18 protein-coding genes, 3 tRNA genes and 2 pseudogenes are annotated in these 24,245 nt (G+C 71.8%); 13 read left to right on the top strand and 10 right to left on the bottom strand.

Features of this window, described 5'->3' with window-relative positions; all coding sequences use genetic code 11:
- Nucleotides 1–5 precede the first annotated feature (5 nt).
- Both ACWC2T_RS01045 and ACWC2T_RS01040 read left to right on the top strand, forming a co-directional pair.
- Entirely contained in the window at nucleotides 6–260 is a 255-nt protein-coding gene (locus tag ACWC2T_RS01045; RefSeq protein WP_450668344.1) for a type II toxin-antitoxin system VapB family antitoxin, read from the top strand.
- A complete protein-coding gene (locus tag ACWC2T_RS01040) occupies nucleotides 257–670 on the top strand; it encodes a PIN domain-containing protein (RefSeq protein WP_450668343.1) in 414 nt (137 codons plus the stop codon). The genes ACWC2T_RS01045 and ACWC2T_RS01040 overlap by 4 nt, the downstream gene beginning before the upstream one ends.
- Before the next feature lie 62 nt (nucleotides 671–732).
- Here the strand turns inward: ACWC2T_RS01040 and ACWC2T_RS01035 are convergent, their stop codons facing one another.
- The 4 genes from ACWC2T_RS01035 to ACWC2T_RS01020 all read right to left on the bottom strand — a co-directional run bounded on the left by ACWC2T_RS01035 (nucleotide 733) and on the right by ACWC2T_RS01020 (nucleotide 3,111).
- Nucleotides 733–2,415 (bottom strand): SWIM zinc finger family protein, encoded by a 1,683-nt coding sequence (locus tag ACWC2T_RS01035; RefSeq protein WP_450668342.1) that lies wholly within the window; start codon nucleotides 2,413–2,415, stop codon nucleotides 733–735.
- 290 nt (nucleotides 2,416–2,705) lie between these two features.
- Nucleotides 2,706–2,782 (bottom strand) — tRNA-Ile (locus ACWC2T_RS01030).
- A 177-nt stretch (nucleotides 2,783–2,959) separates the two neighbouring features.
- Nucleotides 2,960–3,032 (bottom strand) — tRNA-Asn (locus tag ACWC2T_RS01025).
- Nucleotides 3,033–3,038: 6 nt separating this feature from the next.
- Nucleotides 3,039–3,111, bottom strand: a tRNA-Asn gene (locus ACWC2T_RS01020).
- 159 nt (nucleotides 3,112–3,270) lie between these two features.
- Here ACWC2T_RS01020 and ACWC2T_RS01015 point away from each other — a divergent pair.
- The 4 genes from ACWC2T_RS01015 (at nucleotide 3,271) to ACWC2T_RS01000 (ending at nucleotide 8,881) form a co-directional block, all read left to right on the top strand.
- Nucleotides 3,271–3,576: a YtxH domain-containing protein gene (locus tag ACWC2T_RS01015; RefSeq protein WP_351203223.1), complete on the top strand. Its 306-nt coding sequence runs from the start codon at nucleotides 3,271–3,273 to the stop codon at nucleotides 3,574–3,576.
- A 61-nt stretch (nucleotides 3,577–3,637) separates the two neighbouring features.
- Nucleotides 3,638–5,077, top strand: coding sequence for an FGGY family carbohydrate kinase (locus ACWC2T_RS01010; protein ID WP_450668341.1), 1,440 nt, complete (start codon nucleotides 3,638–3,640; stop codon nucleotides 5,075–5,077).
- A gap of 142 nt (nucleotides 5,078–5,219) precedes the next feature.
- A complete protein-coding gene (locus ACWC2T_RS01005; RefSeq protein ID WP_450668340.1) occupies nucleotides 5,220–6,953 on the top strand; it encodes an ABC transporter ATP-binding protein in 1,734 nt (577 codons plus the stop codon).
- A complete protein-coding gene (locus ACWC2T_RS01000) occupies nucleotides 6,953–8,881 on the top strand; it encodes an ABC transporter ATP-binding protein (RefSeq protein WP_450668339.1) in 1,929 nt (642 codons plus the stop codon). Before ACWC2T_RS01005 ends, ACWC2T_RS01000 begins: the two co-directional genes overlap by 1 nt.
- Nucleotides 8,882–8,915: 34 nt before the next feature.
- On the opposite strand, the pseudogene ACWC2T_RS00995 reads toward ACWC2T_RS01000, so the two are convergent.
- Nucleotides 8,916–10,224 (bottom strand): annotated as a pseudogene (locus ACWC2T_RS00995) (RNA polymerase sigma factor).
- Nucleotides 10,225–10,350: 126 nt separating this feature from the next.
- Between ACWC2T_RS00995 and ACWC2T_RS00990 the strand changes: the two are divergent.
- Nucleotides 10,351–10,623, top strand: a complete 273-nt coding sequence (locus ACWC2T_RS00990) for a hypothetical protein (RefSeq protein ID WP_450668338.1) — start codon at nucleotides 10,351–10,353, stop codon at nucleotides 10,621–10,623.
- 16 nt (nucleotides 10,624–10,639) lie between these two features.
- Here ACWC2T_RS00990 and dnaG read toward each other — a convergent pair whose 3' ends face one another.
- The 4 genes from dnaG to ACWC2T_RS00970 form a co-directional block, all read right to left on the bottom strand.
- Nucleotides 10,640–12,544, bottom strand: coding sequence for a DNA primase (gene dnaG / locus ACWC2T_RS00985; protein ID WP_450668337.1), 1,905 nt, complete (start codon nucleotides 12,542–12,544; stop codon nucleotides 10,640–10,642).
- A gap of 38 nt (nucleotides 12,545–12,582) precedes the next feature.
- A complete protein-coding gene (locus ACWC2T_RS00980) occupies nucleotides 12,583–13,848 on the bottom strand; it encodes an NAD(P)/FAD-dependent oxidoreductase (protein ID WP_450668336.1) in 1,266 nt (421 codons plus the stop codon).
- Between the two features lie 104 nt (nucleotides 13,849–13,952).
- Nucleotides 13,953–15,224, bottom strand: a complete 1,272-nt coding sequence (locus tag ACWC2T_RS00975; protein ID WP_450668335.1) for a deoxyguanosinetriphosphate triphosphohydrolase — start codon at nucleotides 15,222–15,224, stop codon at nucleotides 13,953–13,955.
- 211 nt (nucleotides 15,225–15,435) lie between these two features.
- On the bottom strand, nucleotides 15,436–16,296 hold the full coding sequence (locus tag ACWC2T_RS00970; RefSeq protein ID WP_450668334.1) for a sirohydrochlorin chelatase: 861 nt from the start codon (nucleotides 16,294–16,296) through the stop codon (nucleotides 15,436–15,438).
- A 124-nt stretch (nucleotides 16,297–16,420) separates the two neighbouring features.
- On the opposite strand from ACWC2T_RS00970, the gene ACWC2T_RS00965 reads away from it, so the two are divergent.
- The 3 genes from ACWC2T_RS00965 to ACWC2T_RS00955 all read left to right on the top strand — a co-directional run bounded on the left by ACWC2T_RS00965 (nucleotide 16,421) and on the right by ACWC2T_RS00955 (nucleotide 20,804).
- Nucleotides 16,421–17,140: a SanA/YdcF family protein gene (locus ACWC2T_RS00965; protein WP_450668333.1), complete on the top strand. Its 720-nt coding sequence runs from the start codon at nucleotides 16,421–16,423 to the stop codon at nucleotides 17,138–17,140.
- Nucleotides 17,141–17,142: 2 nt separating this feature from the next.
- Complete coding sequence (locus ACWC2T_RS00960; RefSeq protein WP_450668332.1) at nucleotides 17,143–18,612, top strand: membrane-associated oxidoreductase; 1,470 nt, start codon at nucleotides 17,143–17,145, stop codon at nucleotides 18,610–18,612.
- A 98-nt stretch (nucleotides 18,613–18,710) separates the two neighbouring features.
- A complete protein-coding gene (locus ACWC2T_RS00955; protein ID WP_450668331.1) occupies nucleotides 18,711–20,804 on the top strand; it encodes a molybdopterin oxidoreductase family protein in 2,094 nt (697 codons plus the stop codon).
- A 65-nt stretch (nucleotides 20,805–20,869) separates the two neighbouring features.
- Here ACWC2T_RS00955 and ACWC2T_RS00950 read toward each other — a convergent pair whose 3' ends face one another.
- Nucleotides 20,870–21,313: a gamma-glutamylcyclotransferase family protein gene (locus tag ACWC2T_RS00950; protein ID WP_450668330.1), complete on the bottom strand. Its 444-nt coding sequence runs from the start codon at nucleotides 21,311–21,313 to the stop codon at nucleotides 20,870–20,872.
- A 50-nt stretch (nucleotides 21,314–21,363) separates the two neighbouring features.
- Here ACWC2T_RS00950 and ACWC2T_RS00945 point away from each other — a divergent pair.
- From ACWC2T_RS00945 to ACWC2T_RS00935, 3 genes and pseudogenes are all read left to right on the top strand, one after another.
- Nucleotides 21,364–22,230, top strand: a pseudogene (locus ACWC2T_RS00945) (M4 family metallopeptidase); the annotation flags it as partial.
- 254 nt (nucleotides 22,231–22,484) lie between these two features.
- Nucleotides 22,485–22,991 carry a hypothetical protein gene (locus tag ACWC2T_RS00940; protein WP_450668329.1) on the top strand — a complete coding sequence of 169 codons (507 nt, stop codon included), beginning with the start codon at nucleotides 22,485–22,487 and terminating at the stop codon, nucleotides 22,989–22,991.
- A gap of 602 nt (nucleotides 22,992–23,593) precedes the next feature.
- A complete protein-coding gene (locus tag ACWC2T_RS00935; RefSeq protein WP_450668328.1) occupies nucleotides 23,594–24,244 on the top strand; it encodes a class F sortase in 651 nt (216 codons plus the stop codon).
- Nucleotide 24,245 lies beyond the last annotated feature (1 nt).

Below are 24,245 nucleotides of genomic sequence, written 5' to 3'. Positions count from 1 at the left end.
GCGCCATGAGCCGCACCGTGATCGATCTCGACGACGAGGCACTGGAGGCCGCGGCCAAGGAACTCGGCACCACGACCAAGCGCGACACCATCAACACCGCCCTGCGGGAGGTTACGGCTCGCTACCGGCGACTGCGCGCGCTGGCAGAAGCCCGCGAGCTGGTCGCCGAGGGCGCACTGGACATGAACGTCCTCCTCGACAAGAGCACATACCGGCCGACCGGCGGGGACGGTGTCCGTGACGCAGGAGCAGATGCGTGACCGTCGCCGACTACCTGATCGACACCTCCGCCCTCGCCCGCGTCATGCTCGGCCGGACCACGGCCGAGTGGGACGACAGGATCGGTGCGGGACTCGTCGCCCTGTGCGACATCACCGAACTGGAAGTCCTCTACTCAGCCCGTTCGGCAGCGGACCGGGAGCGCGTGAAGCGCGCGCTGAACGCCCACTACACCTGGTGCCCCGTGCCCGACGGCATCTACCGGCGCGCACGCGTCGTCCAGGAACTGCTCACCGCCAAGGGCGAGCACCGCAGTGCCGGCCCCGTCGACCTGCTGGTCGCCGCTGCCGCGGAAGAGGCGGGGCTGACACTGCTCCACTACGACCGCGACTTCGAGACGATCGCCCGTACGACCGGACAGCCGGTAAGGACGATCGATCTCAAGGACTGATCGATCTCAAGGACTGACATACGCCGTCCAGCACGCAGTGGGCGGGCGCCGGGCCCGCCCCTTCACAGCCCATGCCGGTCGAGGATGCTCATCAGCTTGCGCCTGCGTTTCAGTTCCGCCCGCAGGCCGGCGAGATGTGCGGTGAACGCTTCCTCGGTCCCCAGGGCACGATGGCACTCACGTGCACCCAGCAGCAGCCGTGCCAGGTGCTCGTAGGCGCGGTCCCCGGTCGGCTCCTTCGATCGATCGACCAGCCGCAGGTACACGCCGAGCGCCTCGGCCGGGCGTGTCTGGCGCGACAGGTCGGCGAGCTGCTCCCACTGCTGGTCGCCGGCGCGGCCGACGGCCTCCCGCCAGGCGGCGTCCAGGTCGCCGTCGTCGAGCAACGCGTCGATCAGCAGGGGCCCGCCGTGCCGGCCGCCGCGCGCACGACGGGCGTCCTCCTCCAAGGCGGCCAGCGCCGCAGCGCGCTCAGCCTCCCAGCAGTCCGCGGCCCGGGCGGCGGAGCGCAACTGCCGGTAGGCGGCCAGGGACCGCTCGACACGGAACCGGTCCCGCCGCACCGCGACCACGTCGTCCGCCCGCCCCGCCTTCGCGTACCGGGCGCACACATGGTCGACCAGACGACCGTCGATGTGTGTCTCGGCGGCGCAGTCCCGCAGCCCCCGCTCCGCCCAGGCGAGTGCCTCGTCCGAGCGGCCCGCCGATTCCAGTTCCTCGGCGATGAGCAGATGTGTGGCGCCGGACGGGTCGAGGTCCTGCGCGTGCAGCGCGACCAGCGCGTCGACATCGCCCTCCGCCTTGAGCAGGCGTTCCATCAGGTACCGCGCCGCCCAGCCGGACGGCCCGCGCCGGAATGCCTCGGTCGCCAGCTGCCGCATGCGGGCCAGTCCGCTCTGCCCCAGCACGTCGGCGTAGTCGAGCGGATCCAGGTCCGTCACGTCGGTACTGTCATCGAGCACCGAGCCGGCCAGCCACTCGGCCAGCCGCTTCGGATCAGGGCGGGCGACTCGGCAGGCCTCCAGATGGGCCTCGGCCACCGCGGCAGCGGCCTGCCCGACCACCCCATCGGAGTCGTCGATCTCCCCGTACGCCTCCCCCAGCACCCGGAGCGCCTCCTGTGCCAGACCGACCATCTGCGCCGCCTGCCCGTCGGCGGTCAGAGCGCGCAGCGCGGCCGCCGCCTCGTCCACCTGCCGCCCATACCCCGCGGCATCCGCGTACCCGACGTCCCCGTACCGGGCGAACGGCCGAGGATCGATGAGCGCGATGATCCGGCCCCGGACCGCACCGAAGTCGGAACGAGCAGCGGCGGCTCGCAGCTCCAAGCGCCGACGCAGTTCCCGGTCCTCGGCGATCTGCTCCCGCACCAGCGCCAGGAGTTCGTCACGTGACAGCGCCGAAAGCCACGCCTCCAAGCCGGAAGCTCGTGCCCGCGCTTCGGCTCGCTGGCTTGGAATCACCGTGGCCCGCTGCAGCACGGTCAGCCCGACCGCAACACAGTGCTTGCAGAAGTTGCTCTCCTGTCCGTACGGGCAGTCGCACCACCCAGAGATCCCCTCGTCCCCGTCGAAGTGGAGCTCCACCTCGTAGACATCCGTACCGTGCACCACGGCGGTGACCGAACTCTCCCCCACCTCAAGACCGTTCACCGCGTCCAGGTAACCCAGCCCCCGCTCGAACGACCGAGCCCCGGCCAGCGCCCGCAGATCGTCCTCGCCGAACCCCACAACGTTCCGTGCCACACCGGCTATTCAACCGCGGAGCGGCACATCAGGGAGCCCAAAGACCCCGGTCGACCCGGATCGGCGGGACACCACCGTCGCCGACTTGCCTCGGTGACGCTCTCCCGGCCCGTCGACCCCGCCACGCGGGCGCCTCGCACTCCGGCTCAGAGCCCCCGCGTCCCCTGCATGTCCCCTGGCCCCGCTTCCGCGGCGACCTGCTGCCTCTGCAGCCACTGCATCACCGCAGGTCACAGCCCCAGCAGCAACTGGGCATTTCCGCAGGTCAGAACGTTTCTCTGACCTGCTCTTGGTGGGGCGGGTGGGACTCGAACCCACGGCCGACGGATTATGAGTCCGCTGCTCTAACCGGCTGAGCTACCGCCCCATAGCGGCGTGTCGCGTACAAGTGTGCGCGCCGTCTGCCGCAGCATAGCCGCTCATACGATCTCCTGCTCTCGGATGGTCGGCTTCCGTGCTGCTCGTGACCTTGAGGACATCGGCGCAGGCGCGGCGGTTCCCGCGGGCATGAAAAAGGACCCCCAAGGGGTCCTCGTTCATCGCGCTCCCCCGACTGGACTCGAACCAGTAACCTGCCGGTTAACAGCCGGCTGCTCTGCCAATTGAGCTACGGAGGACCGAAGCTCCCCCGACTGGACTCGAACCAGTAACCTGCCGGTTAACAGCCGGCTGCTCTGCCAATTGAGCTACGGAGGATCGCCTCGATTGCATCGAACGTACCTACCTGGGTATTCGCCAGGGGGCGGGCGCTCGCTGCGACACATACATTAGCGCAAGCAGGGGGGTGCTCCGCCAATCGGTTCCCCCGGCGCCCACGTCGCTCCAGCAGACCCAGGCAAGGGAAGGGTGGCAGCCATGCGCTACCGGCTCACGTTCGTCGCCGGACTGGCCCTCGGTTACGTACTCGGCACGAGGGCCGGACGCGAGCGCTACGAGCAGCTGAAGAAGTCCGCCCAGCGGATCGCGCAGAACCCGGCCGTGCGCAACACCGCCGAGACCGCCGCCCAGCAGGGCCGCCAGTACGCCGGCAAGGCCTTCCACACGGTCAGCCACAAGGTCGGCGACCGGGTTCCCGAGACGGTCGCCCAGCGGGTGCGCTCCCTGCGCGAGCGGAACCTGAACGGCACGCCCGAGGACGACTGGGGCACGAGCAACACCTGACAGGCACCCCCTTGGGCGCCCTCGGACACCGCACGCGCAGGAATGCTGCAAAATTCGGTGCATGGGGATAGTCGCCGGCTTGGACAGCTCGCCTGATTTCACTCGCATCGTGGTCTGCGACGCGGACACCGGTGCCGTACTGCGGCAGGGATACGCCCCGCATCCGATGGAGGGGCGTCCCAGCGACGTGGATCCGCAGGCCTGGCTGCTCTCCCTCGGCGAGGCCGCGGGGGGCGGCCTGCTGGAGGGCGTGCAGGCGATCGGCGTCTCCGCGCAGCAGAACGCACTGGTACCTCTGGACGCCCAGGGCAACACCGTGCGTCCGGCGCTGGTCGGCGGCGACAAGCGGGCGCAGGTCGCGGCGGCGGACCTCGTCGACGCGCTCGGCGGTCGCGAGGCCTGGGCGCAGGCCGTGGGGTGCGTCCCGTCGGCCGCCCAGCCGGTCACCAAGCTGCGCTGGCTCGCCAAGACCGAACCCGAGAACGCCCGCCGCACGGCCGTACTGCTCCAGGCGCACGACTGGCTGGTCTGGCAGCTGCTGGGACGGCCCGTGCGCAGGACCACCGATCGCGGTGGGGCGTCCGGGACCGGGTACTGGTCGGCCGCGACCGGCGCCTACCGGCCCGACCTGGTCGAGCTGGCGCTCGGGCACCAGGCGATGCTGCCGGAGGTGATCGGCCCGTCGGACGCGGCCGGTACCACTCCGGAGGGGCTGCTGATCTCCGCGGGGACCGGGGAGACCATGGCCGCCGCGTTCGGGCTCGGGATCGGGCTGGGGGACGCGGTCGTGTCCCTCGGTGCCTCCGGGTCCGTGATGGCCGTGCACCCCGACGCACTCGCCGACCAGTCCGGGATGATCACCTCGCTCGCCGACGCCACCGGCATGCACCTGCCGGTCGTGACCACCCTGAATGCCGTACGGACCCTGCGCGGGGCCGCCGAACTCCTCGGGCTGCCGGACCTGGAGAGCCTGTCCGAGCTGGCGACGAAGTCCACGCCGGGCTCCCACGGGCTGGTCCTGCTGCCGTACCTGGAGGGTGAGCGGACGCCGAACCTGCCGCACACCGCGGGCACCCTCGCCGGGCTCAGGCGCGAGTCGATGAAGCCCGAGCATCTGGCGCGGGCCGCGTTCGAGGGCATGCTGTGCGGGCTCGGCGACGCGCTGGACGTGCTGCGCGGGCGGGGCGTGGACGTGCGGCGGATCTTCCTGCTCGGCCCGGCCGCCGAGCTGCCCGCCGTGCAGGCCTCGGCGCCCTCGCTGTTCGGCGTGCAGGTCGTCGTACCGCAGCCCGCGGACTACGCGGCGATCGGCGCGGCCCGGCAGGCGGCCTGGGCGCTCGGTGTGTCGCAGGGCACACTCGATCCGCGCACCCCGCCGGCCTGGCAGGGCGCGGCGGCACAGGTGCTGGAGCCGGGCGACGAGCTGGCCGTGGGCCAGGCGGTGCGGCAGCAGTTCACGGCGGTGCGGGAGCAGACCCACCCGGGAGCGTTCCGCGTGTGAGACGTAGGGCCGGCGGCCGAGGCACCGTCGGTCCTTGGTCCACTGTCGGATTAATCGGTTGAGGTAACGCGGGTGGAGTGCCCGACGATAGGGGCCAGGGGCAACCGACCAGCCCCTCCCCGCCGACTCCGAGAGACCCAGCGTGCTCATACGACTTCTGCGGACCTATCTCAGGCCCTACAAAAAATCCATAACCGTCCTGGTGCTGCTGCAGTTCCTGCAGACCTGCGCCACCCTCTACCTGCCCACCCTGAACGCGCACATCATCGACAACGGTGTCGTGAAGGGCGACACGGACTACATCCTGTCCTTCGGCGCGCTGATGATCGGTATCTCGCTCGCGCAGGTCGTGTGCAACATCGGCGCCGTGTACTACGGCGCGCGGACCGCCTCCGCGCTCGGCCGGGACGTGCGCGGCGCCGTCTTCGACCGGGTGCAGTCCTTCTCCGCGCGTGAGGTGGGTCACTTCGGGGCACCCTCCCTCATCACGCGTACGACGAACGACGTACAGCAGGTCCAGATGCTGGCCCTGATGACGTTCACCCTGATGGTGTCGGCGCCCATCATGTGCGTGGGCGGCATCGTGCTGGCGCTCGGCCTGGACGTGCCGCTGTCCGGGGTGCTCGTCGCCGTCGTACCGGTGCTGGCGATCTGCGTCACGCTCATCGTGCGCCGGCTGCGCCCGCTGTTCCGCTCGATGCAGGTGCGCCTGGACACGGTCAACCGGGTGCTGCGCGAGCAGATCACCGGCAACCGGGTGATCCGCGCCTTCGTGCGCGACGAGTACGAGCAGGGCCGGTTCGGGAAGGCCAACGGCGAGCTGACCGAGATGCAGCTGGCCACCGGCCGGATGCTCGCGCTGATGTTCCCGATCGTCATGACGGTGGTGAACCTGTCGTCGATCGCGGTCGTGTGGTTCGGCGCGCACCGCATCGACAGCGGCGGGATGCGGATCGGCGACCTGACCGCGTTCCTCGCCTATCTGATGCAGATCGTCATGTCCGTGATGATGGCCACCTTCATGTTCATGATGGTGCCGCGCGCCGAGGTGTGCGCCGAGCGCATCGAGGAGGTCCTCGGGACCGACTCCAGCGTGGTGCCGCCGGCCGCGCCCGTCACCGAGCTGCGCCGCCACGGGCATCTGGAGATCCGGGGTGCGGGCTTCCGTTATCCGGGGGCCGAGGAGCCGGTGCTGAAGTCCATCGACCTGGTCGCCCGGCCCGGTGAGGTGACGGCCGTGATCGGCTCCACCGGCAGCGGCAAGTCGACCCTGCTCGGGCTGGTCCCGCGGCTGTTCGACGCCACCGAGGGCGAGGTCCTGGTCGACGGCGTGGACGTGCAGCAGGTCGAACCCCTGCTGCTCGCGCGGACGGTCGGGCTGGTGCCGCAGAAGCCGTACCTGTTCGCGGGGACGGTCGCCACCAACCTGCGCTACGGCAACCCGGACGCCACCGACGAGGAGCTGTGGCACGCGCTGGAGGTGGCGCAGGCCAAGGACTTCGTGAGCAAGCTGGAGGGCGGCCTGAACGCGCCGATCGCGCAGGGCGGTACGAACGTCTCCGGCGGCCAGCGCCAGCGCCTCGCCATCGCGCGCACCCTGGTGCAGCGGCCGGAGATCTACCTGTTCGACGACTCCTTCTCCGCGCTCGACTACGCCACCGACGCGGCCCTGCGCACCGCGCTCGCCCGCGAGACCGCCGAGGCGACCGTCGTCATCGTCGCCCAGCGGGTGGCGACCATCCGGGACGCGGACCGGATCATCGTGCTGGACGAGGGCCGGGTGGTCGGCTCCGGCCGGCACCGGGAGCTGATGGCGGGCAACGAGACCTACCGGGAGATCGTGCTCTCCCAGCTGACGGAAGCGGAGGCCGCCTGATGGCAGGGCCCATGGGACGCATGATGGCCGGGGGCGGCCCCGACCAGCGCTCGATGGACTTCAAGGGGTCGGGCAAACGGCTCGTCGCCCAGTTCAGACCGGAACGGCTCACGATCTACGGCCTGCTGCTGTGCGTGGTCGTCAGCGTGACCCTCAGCGTGATCGGCCCGAAGATCCTCGGCCGGGCCACCGACCTGGTCTTCGCCGGCATCATCGGCCGGCAGATGCCGGCCGGGGTCACCAAGCAGCAGGTCCTCGACCGGATGCGGGCCCACGGTCAGGGCTCGATCGCGGACATGCTGAAGAGCACCGACTTCACGCCCGGCAAGGGCATCGACTTCGGTGCCGTCGGGAACGTCCTGCTGCTCGCGCTCTGCACGTTCCTGGTGGCCGGCCTGCTGATGGCGGTGGCGACCAGGCTCGTCAACCGGGCCGTGAACCGCACGATGTACCGGATGCGCGAGTCCGTGCAGACGAAGCTGTCGCGGCTGCCGCTGTCGTACTTCGACAAGCGCCAGCGCGGCGAGGTGCTCTCCCGTGCGACCAACGACATCGACAACATCGGGCAGACGCTGCAGCAGTCGATGGGCCAGCTGATCAACTCGCTGCTGACCATCATCGGCGTGCTCGTGATGATGTTCTACGTCTCCTGGATCCTGGCGCTGGTCGCGCTGGTCACCGTGCCGCTGTCGTTCGTCGTCGCCACCCGGGTCGGCAAGCGCTCGCAGCCGCACTTCGTGCAGCAGTGGCGCTCCACCGGAAAGCTGAACGCGCACATCGAGGAGATGTACACCGGGCACACCCTGGTGAAGGTGTTCGGCCGGCAGGAGGAGTCGGCGAAGCAGTTCGCCGAGCAGAACGAGGCGCTGTACGACGCCGCGTTCAAGGCGCAGTTCAACAGCGGTGTCATGCAGCCGCTGATGATGTTCGTGTCGAACCTGAACTACGTCCTGGTGGCGGTCGTCGGCGGTCTGCGGGTCGCGTCCGGCGCGTTGTCGATCGGCGACGTCCAGGCGTTCATCCAGTACTCGCGGCAGTTCTCGATGCCGCTGACGCAGGTCGCGTCGATGGCGAACCTGGTGCAGTCCGGTGTCGCCTCGGCCGAGCGGATCTTCGAACTCCTGGACGCGGAGGAGCAGGAGGCGGATCCGGTGCCGGGCGAGCGGCCGGAGGAGCTGCGCGGCCGGGTCGGGCTGGAGCACGTGTCCTTCCGGTACGACCCGGAGAAGCCGCTGATCGAGGACCTCTCGCTCGCGGTGGAGCCCGGTCACACGGTGGCGATCGTCGGTCCGACGGGTGCGGGCAAGACCACGCTGGTCAACCTGCTGATGCGGTTCTACGACGTGTCCGGCGGCCGGATCACTCTCGACGGGGTCGACATCCGGAAGATGTCCCGGGACGAACTCCGGTCCGGGATCGGCATGGTGCTGCAGGACACCTGGCTGTTCGGCGGCACGATCGCGGAGAACATCGCGTACGGGGCGTCCCGGGAGGTCACCCGCGGGGAGATCGAGGAGGCGGCACGGGCGGCCCACGCCGACCGGTTCATCCGCACCCTGCCCGACGGGTACGACACCGTGATCGACGACGAGGGCACGGGCGTCAGCGCCGGTGAGAAGCAGCTCATCACCATCGCGCGGGCGTTCCTGTCCGACCCGGTGATCCTGGTCCTGGACGAGGCGACCTCTTCGGTCGACACCCGGACCGAGGTGCTCATCCAGAAGGCGATGGCGAAGCTGGCGGCGGGGCGGACGTCGTTCGTGATCGCGCACCGGCTGTCGACGATCCGGGACGCGGACACGATCCTGGTCATGGAGAACGGGTCGATCGTGGAACAGGGCGCGCACGCGGAGCTGTTGGCGGCCGACGGTGCGTACGCCCGGCTGTACAAGGCCCAGTTCGCGCAGGCCGTGGCCGAGGTGGACTAGCCGCGAGGGGGCCGCCGGCGCCGGCGGCCCCCGCTCAGTCCAGGTAGCCCCTCAACTGGTCCGCGAAGGCGTGGTCCCGGAGTTTGTTCAGGGTCTTGGACTCGATCTGCCGTATCCGCTCCCGGGTCACCCCGAAGAGCCGGCCTATCTCCTCCAGCGTGCGGGGCCGGCCGTCGATGAGGCCGTAGCGGAGCTGGACGACCTTCCGCTCCCGCTCGCCGAGGGTGGAGAGGACGGCCTCCAAGTGCTCCCTCAGCAGCAGGAACGCCGCCGACTCCACGGGGCTCGCGGCATCCCCGTCCTCGATCAGGTCGCCGAGGGCCACGTCCTCCTCCTCGCCGACCGGGGCGTGCAGCGAGACCGGTTCCTGGGCCAGCCGCAGCACCTCGGTGACCCGCTCGGGCGGCAGTTCGAGGTGGGCGGCGACCTCTTCGGGCGTCGGCTCGTAGCCCCGCTCCTGCAGCATGCGCCGCTGGACCCGGACGACCCGGTTGATCAGCTCGACCACGTGCACCGGGACGCGGATGGTGCGGGCCTGGTCGGCCAGGGCCCGGGACATGGCCTGGCGGATCCACCAGGTGGCGTACGTCGAGAACTTGTAGCCGCGGGCGTAGTCGAACTTCTCCACCGCCCGGATCAGCCCGAGGTTGCCCTCCTGGACCAGGTCGAGCATGGTCAGGCCGCGGCCGACGTACCGCTTGGCGACGGACACGACGAGCCGCAGGTTGGCCTCGATCAGCCGCCGCTTGGCCATGCGCCCCATGACGACCAGCCGGTCCAGGTCGAGGGCCAACTCGCTGTCCAGATCAGGGGCGTTGCCCAGCTTCTCCTCGGCGAACAGGCCGGCCTCGACGCGGCGGGCGAGTTCGACCTCCTCGGCGGCGGTGAGCAGCGGGATGCGGCCGATCTCGCGCAGGTACTGGCGGAACAGATCGGCCGAGGGGCCGCCGGTGTCGGCCCGGGCCGAGACCGGCGTCTCGACGCGCTCGGCGGCCTCCAGCGGCTCGTCGGGCTCCTCGGGCTCCTCCACGAGCGCCTCCGCCGGTGGTTCCGTGGGCTCGGCGGGTACCGCCTCCGGGTGGCGGGCGCAACGGCTCTGCGGGGGCACGGCCACGAGGACGTCCAACTCCGCGTCCGGTTCGTCCGCGGTCGTACCGGTGGTACTGGTGGTACTGGTGGCACTGGTGGCGCTGTCGGTCTGGGTGAGGGTCTGGGTCTGCACGGGGGCGACCTCCAGGATGATCGCTGCTGAAGGTGTGCGGCAGCGGTTCTTCGGGAGCGGAGAGTCGACGGCCTGCGCTCCGCGGACTCGGGCACCGCCCCCAGTGTGGGGTAAGACACATCCCCGCCACGAGGGGCTTGCGGTGACTTTTTGCGTCCGGTCCGTGACCGGTCGGTTACTCAGTTCGTTGGACCATCCGACTGGCATATGCGGGCTCTGGACCGCACCGACGTGAAAGAGGGATGGGTTGAGCGGGATCGAGGAGCTGCGGCGGCGCATGGACGAGTTGGAGACGCTGCTCGACCAGGTGGAGAAGCAGCAGGCCGGCACGCGGCACCTCGCCGCCACGGCGGAGATCGACGCGGCAACGGCGCGCGACCAGCGGCGTGCCGACGCGGAGTTGCTCCGTACATTGGTGGCAGGACAGCAGGCGCAGGGCAGGGTGCTGCGTGCCCTTGTCGCCGGTCAGAAGGCGGTACTGAACCACTTCGGCGTCGAGCCACCCGCCACGAAGGCGTGACCTCGCGGGGCTGCCCTCACAGCGCCTCCGCGCCCCGCTCCCGCAGCGCCTGGTCGTACTGCTGCAGCACCCACATCTCGTTCTGTACGGCGGCCAGCTGGGCGGGGTCGCCGCCGGTGGCGAGGCGGGTCAGCTGGGACTGGATGTCGTGGATGCGGCGTTCGACGGCGCGGCGGCGGATCTGGACCAGGACCGTGCCGGCGTAGGTCTCGTCGACCGTGCGGCGCAGGATCGGCTCCACGGCCAGCTCGGTGACCATCGCGCGGACGGTGTCGTCGGGCGCGGCCTCGCGGACCCGGACCAGGTACTCCTGCGGGTCCTGGACGCCGTACTCCGCACCGCCCGCCTCCGCGACCGCCTGGCGCACGGCCGCGTAGGGCGGCGCGGTGAACTCGTCCACGCCGTAGGCGTCGAAGGCCGGGGAGACCAGTTCGGGGCGCTGGAGGGCGAGTTTGAGCAGTTCGCGTTCGGCGGCGTAGACAGGGTTGCGCAGGGTGAGGGCGGGGCCGGAGGCCGCCTGGCGCGGGGCCGCCGCCCACTGCTGGTCGGCGGGGCGTGAGCGGCCCTGCTGCTGCGCGCCCTTCCCCTCCCGGGCCCAGCGGGCCAGCTGGGCCACGCGCCGGACCACGAACTGGGTGTCGAGGATGCCGAGCAGACCGGCCAGTTCGACGGCGACCTCGTGCTGGGCGCCGCTGTTCTTGATGCGGGCGACGATCGGCGCCGCCTCGTCCAGAGCGGCGGCCCGGCCCGCCGGGGTGTCCAGGTCGTAGCGGCTCACTACCTGGCGCAGCGCGAACTCGAAGAGCGGGGTGCGGGGTTCGGCCAGGTCGGCAACCGCCTCGTCGCCCTTGGCGAGGCGCAGCTCGCAGGGGTCCATGCCGTCGGGCGCGATGGCGATGTAGGTCTCGGCGGCGAACTTCTGGTCGTCCTCGAAGGCGCGCAGGGCGGCCTTCTGTCCGGCCGCGTCGCCGTCGAAGGTGAAGATCACGCGAGCCGAGCCGTTGTCCATCAGCAGCCGGCGCAGGATCTTGATGTGCTCGCCGCCGAAGGCCGTACCGCAGGTCGCGATCGCGGTCGTCACACCGGCGAGGTGGCAGGCCATGACGTCCGTGTAGCCCTCGACCACGACCGCCCGGCTGGTCTTGGCGATGTGCTGCTTCGCCAGGTCGATGCCGTACAGGACCTGGCTCTTCTTGTAGATCGCCGTCTCGGGCGTGTTCAGGTACTTCGGGCCGTTGTCCGACTCGTACAGCTTGCGGGCGCCGAAGCCGACGACCTCGCCGCCGATGTCCCGGATCGGCCACATCAGACGGCCCCGGAAGCGGTCGATGGGCCCGCGCCGGCCCTCCTGGGCGAGGCCGGAGAGGATCAGCTCCTTGTCGCTGAACCCCTTGCCGCGCAGGTAGCGGGTGAGGTGGTCCCAGCCCTGGGGGCTGTAGCCGACGCCGAAGTGGACGGCGGCGGCCTGGTCGAAGCCGCGCTCGGCGAGGAAGATCCGGCCGGTCTCGGCCTCGGGGCCGGTGGCGAGCTGCTCGGCGTACCACTGCGCGGCGATCTTGTGCGCCTCGACCAGGCGGATGCGCTCGCCGCGCTGGTGGGCCGGGTTGTACCCGCCCTCCTCGTAGCGCAGGGTGATGCCGGCCTGGGCGGCGAGCCGCTCCACCGCCTCCGAGAAGGAGAGGTGGTCCACCTTCATCACGAAGGTGATGGTGTCGCCGCCCTCCTGGCAGCCGAAGCAGTGGAAGAGTCCCTTGCTGGGGCTGACCTGGAAGGACGGCGACTTCTCGTCGTGGAACGGGCACAGGCCCTTGAGGTTGCCGCCGCCCGCGCTGCGCAGCTGGAGGTACTCGGAGACCACGGCGTCGATCGGGACCGCGTCCCGTACCGCCTTCACGTCCTCGTCGTTGATCCGTCCTGCCACGCGTGAATTCTAAGGGGGTGGTGTGACAGTCCCGGTCCTCAGGAAGCGAGGCTGTCCAGCGGGACGTGCGGGTCGGCCAGGGCCTCCGTGTCCACCTGGGCCTTGGAGCGGATCAGTTTCTGGATCTGCTCTGTGACATCCCACACGTTCACGTTCATCCCGGCCAGCACGCGTCCCTCCTTCACCCAGAACGCGATGAACTCCCGCTTCCCGGCGTCACCCCGGATCACCACCTGGTCGTACGACCCGGCCGGCGCCCATCCGCTGTACTCCATGCCCAGGTCGTACTGGTCGGTGAAGAAGTAGGGCAGACGGTCGTAGGTCACGTCCTGGCCGAGCATCGATCGTGCCGCCGCCGGTCCGCCGTTCAGGGCGTTCGCCCAGTGCTCGACCCGGACGCTCGTGCCGAAGAGGTCGAACGGGAAGGACGCCACGTCACCGGCCGCGTAGATGTCCGGGTCGGACGTCCGCAGCCGCTCGTCGACGACGATCCCGCCGCCGTGCGCCCGGTCGGCGATCTCCAGGCCCGCCGCCTCCGCGAGACCGACGCGGGGCGCCGCGCCGATCGCGGCGAGGACGTCGTGCGCCGGGTGCTCCTCGCCGTCGTCGGTGCGGACCGCGAGGACCATGCCGTCCTGGCCGACGATCTCGGTGAGCTCCCGCCCGAAGTGGAAGCGGACGCCGTGCTCGCGGTGCAGCTCCGCGAAGACCCCGCCCAGCTCGGGGCCGAGGACGCCGTGCAGCGGGGTCGGCCCGTGCTCGATCACGGTGACCTCCGCGCCGTACTCGCGGGCCGCCGCCGCGACCTCCAGGCCGATCCAGCCGGCGCCCGCGATCACCAGGTGCCCGTTGTCCCGGCCGAGGGCGGTGAGGACGCCTTTGAGTCGCTCGGCGTGGGCGAGGCGGCGCAGATGGTGCACGCCCGCCAGGCCGGTGCCCGGGATGTCCAGCCGGCGCGGCTCGGCGCCGGTGACGAGCAGCAGCTTGTCGTAGCGGACGAGGGTGCCGTCGTCGCCGAAGCGGACCGTCTTCGCGCTGCGGTCGATGCGGTCCACGAACTGGCCGAGGTGCAGCTCGATGTCGTTCTGCGCGTACCAGGCCGGTTCGTGCACGAAGACGCTGTCTCGCTCCTCCTTGCCGAGCAGATAGCCCTTGGACAGCGGCGGTCGCTCGTAGGGGTGGTCGCGCTCGTCACTGATCAGTATCACCCGGCCGGTGAAGCCCTCCGCCCGGAGCGTCTCGGCCGCCTTCGCGCCGGCGAGACCGCCCCCCACGATGACGAATGTCTGATCCGCGTCGACCACTTGATGCCTCCTCGTAAGGGTGCCGCCACATGCGAGCGTCCCGCACACGCCGTGCTGCGGGAAGAGGGAGTGACCCGATCAGGCCACGGACGGTCATGTTCCACTCACATATGCCCCGTAAGTCTCGCGTGCAGCGAACGCGCGGAGGCGTCGGTGAGGGAGGCGATCTGGTCGACGATCACCCGCTTGCGTGCGTGGTCGTCGCCTGCCCCGTCGAAGAGTGCCCGAAACTGGGGATCCAGTCCGTCCGGTGCGCGGGCGGTCAGCGCCTCCGCCAGCTCCGCCACGACGACCCGCTGGTCCGCGCGCAGCCGCTCCTGCTCGGCGCGCTGCATCACATACCGGTCCGCGACCGCCTTGAGCACCGCGCACTCCATGCGGGCCTCGCGGGGTACGACGAGTTCGGCGTCGTAGCGGGTGAGCGGGCCGGTGCCGTACGCGGCGCGGGTGGCGCCCTCGGCGGCCAGGCAGAACCGGCCGATGAGCTGGCTGGTGGCGTCCTTCAGCCGGGCCTGGGCGACCGCCGTGCCGTCGTAGCCGTGCGGCCACCACTCCTCGTCCTGGAGCCGGTCGAGGGCGGCGGAGAGTTCTTCCGGATCGGTTCCGGCGGGGACGTACCGGCCGACGGCGACCTCGAACACCGCCCGCCGCTCGGGTTCGGCGTGCAGGCAGTTGGGGTCGATGTGTCCGGCGTGCAGTCCGTCCTCGACGTCGTGCACCGAGTACGCCACGTCGTCGGACCAGTCCATGACCTGGGCCTCGAAGCAGGTGCGGGTTCCGGGGGCGTGCGCTCTGACCCAGTCGAACACCGGGCGGTCGTCCTCGTACACGCCGAACTTCTTCGACGCCGGGTCGGTGGGGTGGGCACCGCGGGGCCAGGGGTACTTCGTGGCGGCGTCGAGGGTGGCGCGGGTGAGGTTGAGGCCGACGGAACCCTCCGGGGTGAACCGCTTGGGTTCGATGCGGGTGAGGAGTCTGAGTGACTGGGCGTTGCCCTCGAAGCCGCCGATGTCGTCCGCGAAGGCGTTCAGGGCCTGTTCGCCGTTGTGGCCGAAGGGCGGGTGACCGAGGTCGTGGGCCAGGCAGGCGGCCTCCACCAGGTCGGGGTCACAGCCGAGGGCCGCGCCCAGCTCCCGGCCCACCTGGGCGCATTCGAGCGAATGGGTGAGCCTGGTTCTGGGGCTGGCGTCCCACACCTGGCTGTGGGCTCCCGGGGTGACGACCTGGGTCTTGCCGGCGAGGCGTCGCAGGGCGGCGGAGTGCAGGATGCGGGCGCGGTCGCGTTGGAAGGCGGTGCGGCCGGGCCGTTTGTCCGGTTCGGGGGCGTAACGCTCCGCTGAGGCCGGGTCGTAGGTTCCGTTGGGTGCGCCTTCCATGATTCGACAGTAAGCGTCGGCAGTGACAAAAGGGTGGTGCCGGGCGCCCAGTCATCTGCCGGGTTCGCTTGTGTGGCGTGTGCGGGTGCCTTGTGGCCGGTCGCTCCCCCCAAGTCCTCGACTTCGCTCGGACCCGGGGGGACCCCCATCGCGGCGGAGCCGCATATCGATACAGCCCCGCGCCCCTGGGGTGTTTCCGCCACAGCTCGCATCAAGCCGAGGCCAATTCCGCCTGCCCCATCACCCTCGCCTGGTCGTACCGGTGCAGGATGAGCCGGGCCATCCCCGGGTGCGCGCCCAGCGGGGCCGCGGCTATCCATGGTGCCGCCTGCGCGCACTGCGTCGCGAAACGTCCCGGCGCCGTGAAGTACGACGCGATCGCCACCCGGTGCCGGCCGCGGGCCGCCAGGGCGCGTACCGCCGTCGGGACGGTCGGGGTCGCCGCCGAGGCGTAGGCGGGGACCACCGGCACGCCCAGGCGGTCCGCGAGGAGGCGGGCCGTGCGGCGGGTGTCGGTCGCCCCGTCGGGGTCGCGGGAGCCGGCGGCGGCCAGGACGACCGCGCTGGAACGGCGGGTGACCGGGTCCATGGCCGTGGGCCAGCCGGCCTCGAGCAGCCGGTCGTAGAGGGTCTCCACCAGGAGCGGGTGCGGGCCGAGCGGCGCGGCCAGGCGGCTGGGGGCCGGTGCGGCGGCGGCCATCTCGGGGATGTCCTGCTTGACGTGGTAGCCGCGGGAGAGGAGCAGCGGAACCAGGACGGCCGGGGCGTCGCCGAGCGCGGCGAGGGTGTCCGGGAGCAGGGGGGCGTTCAGCTCGATGTGGCCCAGGTGGACGGGGAGGCCGGGGCGCAGTTCGCGCACCCGGTCCACCAGCGTCCGTACGGTCTCCAGCGCGCGCGGGTCGCGGCTGCCGTGGGCGACCAGGACCAGGGCGGGCGGGGCCGTGCGGCGGTGGCCGAGCGGGGAGACCAGCCGGAGCCGGACGGCGAGCTGGCTGCCGATGCTGTTCATGAGGTGCGCCGTGCTGTCGAGGTGGACGCGGGACTCGGACCGGGGAGGATGCGACGCCGTCATGCAAGGATCCTGACGGCGGCAGGTTGCGTGGCCGTTGCCGGGCCGTCACGAGGGTTTTCCGCTGCTTCACGTCGTACGGATGCTCGATGTGAGGCGAACCGGACGGCCGCCGCCGGCGTCCTGAATGGTCGGAACCGGTCGGAACCGATCCCTGGGGGGCCTTGTGAAGATCCGTCGACCCCGGCTGCCGCGCACCCGCACGGGGCAGCGGCGGCTGGTGCAGGCCGTGATGGCCGGGTGTGTGCTGGCGCTGCTGCCGGTGACCTGGCTGTTCGTGTCCACGGCGGACCGGCTGCGCACGACGGCGGACGCCCCGCGGACGCAGGTCGCCATGGTGTTCGGGGCCGGGCTGTGGAACGGGGAGCCGTCGCCGTACCTCGCACACCGGCTGGACGCGGCGGCGCAGCTGTACCGGGCGGGGCGGGTCAAGGTCGTCCTGGTCACCGGGGACAACAGCCGCACGGACTACGACGAGCCCGACGCCATGCGTGCCTACCTCACGGAACACGGGGTGCCGGGCGACCGGATCGTCAGGGACTACGCCGGGTTCGACACCTGGGACTCCTGTGTGCGGGCCAGGAAGATCTTCGGCGTGGACCGGGCGGCGCTGATCAGCCAGGGCTTCCACATCCGGCGGGCGGTGGCGCTGTGCGAGGCGGCGGGGGTCGACTCCTACGGGGTCGGGGTGGCCGACAAGCACGACGTGACCTGGTACTACGGCGGGACGCGCGAGGTGTTCGCGGCGGGCAAGGCGGTGCTGGACGCGGTGTTCCACCCGGATCCGACGTTCCTGGGGCCGCGGGAGAACGGGGTCACCAAGGCGCTGGCGGGGGCGCGGGACTGAGCATGGAGATCACGGACCTGACGCCGGCCGAGCGCCGGGTGTGGGACGCCTTCCCGCTCGGCGAGGGGGTCGACTTCCGGGAGAGCGAGGACGAGGACCCCGAGCAGGGCGGCTCATGGGGTCCGGAGCGGACGCTGCGGGCGGAGGTGCTGCGGGAGCTGCTGCTCAGCGGGCCGGTGCGGGAGGGGCGGATCGCCGGGCTGAAGGTGTGGGGTGCGCGGATCACCGGGCGGCTGGACCTCAAGTACGGCACCGTCGGCCATCCGGTCCGGCTGCGCCTCTGCCACTTCGAGGAGGCGCTCGATCTGTACGCGGCGAAGGTCGTCGCACTGGTCCTGAGCGACTCGGTGCTGCCGGGGCTGACGGCCGGGAACCTGCGCGCCGAAGGGGTCGTGCGGATCACCTGCTGCCGGATCACGGGGCCGGTACGGCTTCAGGGCGCGAAGCTGTCCGGGGCGCTCTTCGCGAACGGTGCCCACCTCGGCAGGCCCGGCGAGGTCCCCGAGGAGCCGGTGTTCCAGCTGGGCCACGCCGAGGTGGGCACGGACGTGTGGGCCCCGGAGCTGGTCGCGCACGGCAGGGTCCATGTGAACGGGGCGGTCGTCGGCGGGCAGGTCAATCTCAACGACGCGGAGCTGAACGCCCCCGGCGGATCCGCGTTGCACGCCGAGGTCCTGGCGGTCGGCACCGATCTGCACGCCATGCGGCTGCGGACCCGCGGCCGGGTCAATCTGGCCGGTGCCCGCATTCCACGTCAGCTCAACCTCGCCCACGCCCGGCTCTCCAACCCGGGCGGCCAGGCCCTGCGCGCCAGCAGCGCTGTCATCGGCGAGCTGTGGCTGCGGGACGCCGCGCCCATCGAGGGATCCGTCAATCTGCGCCGCGCTCAACTCGACCTGCTGCATGTGCCCCCCGAGGTGTGGCCCGGGCAGGTCCAGCTCGACGGGCTCAGCTATCGCGTCCTGACCCCGCACCTCCCGGCCGAGCAGCGTCTTCCCCTGCTGGAACGTGAGCCGGACGGTTTTCTTCCCCACCCGTACGAGCAGCTGACCACCGCCTACCGCACGGTCGGCGACGACGCCGCCGCGCGCACCGTGCAGCTGGCCAAGCTCCGCCGCCACCGCCGTACCCTGCCGCCGTACGCCCGGCTGTGGGGGTGGCTCCAGGACACGGCCGTCGGCTACGGCTTCCGCCCGATGCGGGCCGCGGGCTGGCTGCTGCTCCTGCTGTGCACCGGTACGCTCGCCTTCGCCCTGCACCATCCGCCCGCGCTCAAGCCGTCCGAGGCGCCCGCGTTCAACCCGCTCTTCTACACCCTCGACCTGCTGCTGCCGATCATCGACTTCGGCCAGGAGGGGGCGTACGCGCCGCTCGGGTGGTACCAGTGGCTGTCGTATCTGCTGATCGTCACCGGCTGGGTGCTGGCGACGACGATCGCGGCGGGTGTCAGCCGCTCGCTGAGCCGGCAGTAGGGACCTCACGGCGTCACCGGTGCGGCGGGGAGGTCGCCGTGCCGGGCGTGTAACGGGAAGCGGTCGGGGCCGTAACACGCCCGACGCACGCTGGCGGCATGGAAACGATCGCCTCGACGCCCACCCACTGCCCGTACTGCGCCCTGCAGTGCGGGATGAATGTCACGCCCCTGCCGCAGGGTGGCGCCCGGGTGACCGAGCGGACGGATTTCCCGGTGAACCGGGGCGCGCTGTGCGGCAAGGGCCGTACGGCGGCCGAGGTGCTGTCGCCGGGGGTGCGGCTGACCTCGCCGCTGGTGCGGTCCGGGGGCCGGCTGGTCGAGGCGAGCTGGGCGGCGGCGCTGGACCTGATCGCCGAGCGGCTCGGGAGCACGCGGCAGGAGTACGGCGCCGACGCCGTGGGCGTGTTCGGCGGGGGCGGGCTGACGAACGAGAAGGCGTACGCCCTCGGGAAGTTCGCCCGGGTGGTGCTCGGCACCTCGCAGATCGACTACAACGGCCGGTTCTGCATGTCGTCGGCCGCGGCGGCGGGCACAAAGGCGTTCGGCCTGGACCGCGGCCTGCCCTTCCCTCTGGAGGACATACCGAAGACCGGGTGCGTGATCCTCGTCGGCTCGAACCTGGCGGAGACCATGCCGCCGTCGCTGCGCTTCTTCACCGAACTGCGGGAGAACGGCGGCACGTTGATCGTCGTGGACCCGCGCCGGACGAGGACGGCCGAGCAGGCGGACCTCCACCTGGCCCCCCGCCCCGGCACCGATCTCGCCCTGGCCCTCGGCCTGCTGCACCTGGTGGTGGCGGAGGGGCGGACGGACGAGGAGTACATCCGGGACCGGACCACCGGCTGGGAGCAGGCGCGGGCGGTGGCGATGGCGCACTGGCCGGAGCACGTGGAGCGGATCACGGGGGTGTCCGTTCCCCAACTCCGGGAAGCCGTACGGCTGTTCTGCGAGCCGGAGAGCGCGATGGTGCTGACGGCCCGCGGGCCGGAGCAGCAGTCCAAGGGCACGGACACGGTGGGCGCGTGGATCAACCTGTGCCTGGCGACCGGCCGGGCGGGCCGCCCGCTGTCCGGATACGGCTGTCTGACCGGGCAGGGCAACGGGCAGGGCGGCCGCGAACACGGCCAGAAGGCCGACCAGTTGCCCGGCTACCGCAAGCTGGACGACCCGGCGGCGCGGGCGCATGTGGCGGGCGTGTGGGGCGTGGACCCGGACACCCTGCCCGGTCCCGGGCGCAGCGCGTACGAGCTCCTCGACGCCCTCGGCACGGACATCCGGGCGCTGCTGCTGATGGGCTCCAACCCGGTGGTGTCGGCGCCGCGCGCGGCGCACATCGAGGAGCGGGTCGGGTCCCTCGACTTCCTGGCCGTCTGTGACGTCGTCCTGTCGGAGACGGCGGAACTGGCGGACGTGGTCCTGCCGGTGACGCAGTGGGCGGAGGAGACGGGCACGACGACCAGCCTGGAGGGCAGGGTCCTGCTGCGCCGCCGGGCCGTCACCCCGCCGCCCGGGGTCCGCAGCGACCTGTACGTCCTGCACGAGCTGGCGGCCCGGCTGGGGGTGGAGAAGGGCTTCCCGACCGACGCGGAGGAGGTCTTCGACGAACTCCGCCGGGCGAGCGCGGGCGGCCCGGCGGACTACTCCGGGATCACCTACCGGCGCCTGGCGCAGGAGAGCGGGGTGTTCTGGCCGTGCCCCCGGGACACCGACGGGGAGCTCCACCCCGGCACCCCCCGCCTCTTCCAGGACCGCTTCGCCACACCCGACGGCCGGGCCCGGTTCGCGGCCGTGGCACACCGCGCCACGGCGGAGGAACCGGACGCCGAGTACCCGCTGCTGCTGACCACCGGCCGGGTGGTGTCCCAGTACCAGTCGGGGGCGCAGACCCGCAGGGTCGCCGAACTGAACGCGGCCGCGCCCGGCCCCTTCGTGGAGCTGCATCCGCGCCTCGCGGCCCGCATCGGCGCCGCCGAGGGCGATCCGGTGGCCGTGACCTCCCGCCGGGGCCGGGCCACCGCGCCCGCCCGGATCACCTCCGCCATCCGCCCGGACACCGTCTTCATGCCGTTCCACTGGCCGGGCGAGGGCCGCGCCAACACCCTCACCAACCCGGCCCTCGACCCCACCTCCCGGATGCCGGAGTTCAAGTCGTGCGCCGTGCGGGTGGAGGTCGTGGGGCCACCGGAGTAGTGCGGACCGCTCCGCGGGGCAAGATCCCTCCCTGGACGGCGTCCGGTTGACCGAGATCCGCGCGGTCAGCGCCGGGACAGCCAGTCGCCGCCCTGGATGGGGGTGCCGGTGGCGAGCAGCTCGGTGGCGACCCGCGGGGCGGCCAGGTAGACCCATGCCAGGGTGGTGGTGCCGTCGGTGGTGCGGATGACGTCGCGGGCGACGCGCTCGTAGAGGTTGCGCGGGTCGTCCGGCGCGTACTCCTCCAAGTGGTCCAGGGCGGCGAGCAGTTCGGCGTACGACTCCGGGCGGGCCATGATCAGTTCGCCCCGGATCCCGGCGCCGGGGCGCTCCACGGCGTAGGGGTAGCCGGGGCCGTCGTAGAGCGTCGCGCCGGGCAGGCGGGCTGGTTCCTCCGAGGCGGTGCGGCCCCGCAGGAACAGGTCGTGGTTGGCCCCGCCGGGGCGGAGGGTGCCGTAGACGAAGAAGGGCAAGGGGGTGCCGCGTCCCTCGGGCTCCTCGGTGATCACGGGAACGATTCTGTACCCCCTTGGGCTCCTCACACATCTCCATGAAGTAACTGCTGACCATGGCCCTCTCCCTCGCCGCCCACGCCGACGCCGGACCGACCCGGGCCACCGCGATCCAGCACGCGGCGTCGGCGCTGGCCCATGGCGCGAGCCTGGGCCTCACCTCCGCCGAGAACACCAGCGTCCGTGACGTGATCGTGGACAAGGACGGCACCCAGCACGTCCGCTACGACCGCACGTACCACGGACTGCCCGTGCTGGGCGGCGACTTCGTGGTCCACCTGGCCCCGGACGGCGCCTACCGCAGCGCGGACCGAGCCACCCGCAGCGAGATGTCCCTCGCGTCGATCCTCCCGAAGGTCTCGGCGACCAAGGCCGCCGACCTGGCCGTGAACGCCCTGCACGGCACCCCCAAGCTCGCCTGGCGCACCGACGCGGTCGGCCTGGACTCGCTCGGCAACCCGGTCGCCCGGACCGTGGTGACGTCGAAGACCGCCGCGCTGACCTACTCCGGGGAGTCCGGCTTCGGCCACACCGCCCTGCGCTACATGGACAAGCCGTCGAAGGACGGCAACTCGGCGGACTACTGGAGCAGTTCGGTCGGCAACCTCGACGTCCACTACTCCTCCGGCGTCGCCAACCACTTCGCCCATCTGCTGGCGGAGGGCAGCGGCCCGAAGACCATCAACGGCGTCAGCTACGACTCGCCGACGTACAACGGCTCCACGCTCACCGGCATCGGCCGGGACAAGGTCGGCAGGATCTGGTACCGGGCGCTGACGGTCTACATGACCTCCTCGACGAACTACGCGGGGGCCCGCACGGCGACCCTGAACGCCGCCAAGGACCTGTACGGCGCGGGCAGCACGGAGTACAACGCGGTGGCGGCGGCCTGGAGCGCGGTCAACGTGAACTGATCCGCACCCACGGTCTCCCGAGCCGCGCACACGGCTGATCGGGTTGCGCGGCCATTCGTGTCCTTTTCGCACCGATCCCTCCCAGGCCCGCACACCCCATGTGACCTGCTCCGACTTCGCACGGGCCAGGCCGCGTGGGGGTCGGGGCGCCACCCGTTCACCGCAATTTCTGACGAACCCTCAGGAAGTGGAACTCCCGGACTGCGACTTACCTCGGTAACGGACGGACCGAGACGCGAACCCCGGGAGGCACCATGCGACGCACCGCCCGTCTGCTGACCGGTACCGCGCTCGTCGTGGTGGCCGCGGCACCCGCCTGGGCCGGCACCGGCAGCCTGGACGTGTACCCCTCCAGCGTGGCGCCCGGCAGCCAGGTCACGGTGAACACCGCCGCGTGCGGCGACCGGGGCTCGGCGGCCGGGGACGCGAGCGCGGTGGGCTCCGGTGCCTTCACGCTGGCGCCCAGCTCGCACAACGGCGAGGCGATCGGGCAGTTCCAGGTGCCGGAGAGCGCGCAGCCGGGGACGTACGAGATCGTCGCCAGGTGTGCCGAGGGCGGCCGGCAGGTGACCGGCGACCTGGTGGTGGCCCTGAGCGCGGCGCACGAGCAGGTGCAGCCGCGAGGAAGTGTGAAGACGGGGGTCGGCGGCGCACTCGGCGCCGATCCCGTGCAGACCGCGGCGGGTGTGGCGGCGCTGGCCGTCGCCGCCGCGGGCGGTACCTGGCTCCTGCATCGCCGGGCGAGAGGCGACGGGTTCTGACGGACACCCTCCGCTGTCCGTCACTCGGTACCGCCACATCCCGCCCCCTCCGGGTCCGACGCCCCTCGCGGCCCGGAGGGGGAGGGGGCCCATGAGACCGGCTCCGGCCTCCGGGGGCCCGCCCCGGCCTCCAGGGGCCACCCCGGGCCGTCGGGGATCCGCTCCGGGTCCCCGGGGCTCCGTCCCAGGCCCTCGGGGATCCGCCCTGGGTCTCCGGGGATCCGCCCCGGGTCTCCGGGGATCCGTCCCAGGTCTCCGGGGGTTCGCCCCTCGGTGCTCGGGGGTTCGCCCCCGTGTTCGGGGTTCGCCCCTGGCTTATGGGGCCGGCCTCCGTTTCACGGGGTCCGGCCCCCGGAGTTCGGGGTACGGCCCCGGCGTTCGGGGGTTCGCCCCCGGTTTGCGGGGTCCGGCCGCCGGCCCGCGGAGACCGGCCTCGGATTCACGGGGTCCGGCCCCCGGCTTACGGAGGTCCGGCCCCCCGGCTTTACGGGGCACGGCCCCCGGCTTTCCAGGGTCCGGCCCCCGGATCACGGGGCACGGCCCCCGGCGTTACGGGGTGCGGCCCCCCGTCTTCGGGGTCCGCCCCCGGGAGAGGGCTTCGCATGCGCAGCAGGACCAGGCGTGACGGGCGCGCCAGGCTCGGCGACACCGCGATAGCCGTGGTCACCGTCGTGGCCCTCGGCTCCGGGGTGTGGCTGCTCGGCGGCGGCGCCGGGACGCACACGCCGCCCCAGCCCGCCGCGGCCGAGGGACGCCCGGACCAGCGGGACGAGCGGCTCACGGCGCCCGCCCTCGTCCCCTCCACCCCGACCCGCATCCGCATCCCCGCGATCCGCGTGAACGCCCCGCTCATGGGCCTGGCCCTGACCCGCTCCGGCAGCCTGGACGTCCCCCCGGCCCAGAACAAGAACCTGGCCGGCTGGTACGAGGCCGGCACCATACCCGGCGAGACGGGCACCGCGATCGTCGCCGGCCATGTCGACAACGCCGAGGGTCCCGCGGTCTTCTACGACCTGGGCGCGCTGAAACGGGGCGCCCGCATCGAGGTGGACCGCCGGGACGGCTCCGTGGCCGTGTTCACCGTGGACGCAGTGGAGGTGTACGCGGCGCACGACTTCCCCGACGAGAAGGTCTACGGCGCGGCGCCCCGCCCCGAGCTCCGCGTCATCACCTGCGGCGGCGGCTATTCGAAGGCCACCGGCTACCAGGGCAACGTGGTGGTGTTCGCCCATCTGACGGGCAGCCGCGGCTGAG

It is taken from the genome of Streptomyces sp. NPDC001393 (genome assembly GCF_053597455.1).
The sequence above is the reverse complement of the archived record's forward strand: the minus strand, read 5'-3'. Positions and strand labels throughout refer to the sequence as shown.

Coding starts and splice junctions, on each gene's coding strand:
- ACWC2T_RS00965 (WP_450668333.1), top strand. CDS start 16,421: ATGGTCGGAACCGGTCGGAACCGATCCCTGGGGGGCCTTGTGAAGATC.
- ACWC2T_RS00935 (WP_450668328.1), top strand. CDS start 23,594: ATGCGCAGCAGGACCAGGCGTGACGGGCGCGCCAGGCTCGGCGACACC.
- ACWC2T_RS00970 (WP_450668334.1), bottom strand. CDS start 16,296: ATGACGGCGTCGCATCCTCCCCGGTCCGAGTCCCGCGTCCACCTCGAC.
- ACWC2T_RS00940 (WP_450668329.1), top strand. CDS start 22,485: ATGCGACGCACCGCCCGTCTGCTGACCGGTACCGCGCTCGTCGTGGTG.
- ACWC2T_RS01045 (WP_450668344.1), top strand. CDS start 6: ATGAGCCGCACCGTGATCGATCTCGACGACGAGGCACTGGAGGCCGCG.
- ACWC2T_RS01015 (WP_351203223.1), top strand. CDS start 3,271: ATGCGCTACCGGCTCACGTTCGTCGCCGGACTGGCCCTCGGTTACGTA.
- ACWC2T_RS01010 (WP_450668341.1), top strand. CDS start 3,638: ATGGGGATAGTCGCCGGCTTGGACAGCTCGCCTGATTTCACTCGCATC.
- ACWC2T_RS01000 (WP_450668339.1), top strand. CDS start 6,953: ATGGCAGGGCCCATGGGACGCATGATGGCCGGGGGCGGCCCCGACCAG.
- ACWC2T_RS00975 (WP_450668335.1), bottom strand. CDS start 15,224: ATGGAAGGCGCACCCAACGGAACCTACGACCCGGCCTCAGCGGAGCGT.
- ACWC2T_RS00960 (WP_450668332.1), top strand. CDS start 17,143: ATGGAGATCACGGACCTGACGCCGGCCGAGCGCCGGGTGTGGGACGCC.
- ACWC2T_RS00955 (WP_450668331.1), top strand. CDS start 18,711: ATGGAAACGATCGCCTCGACGCCCACCCACTGCCCGTACTGCGCCCTG.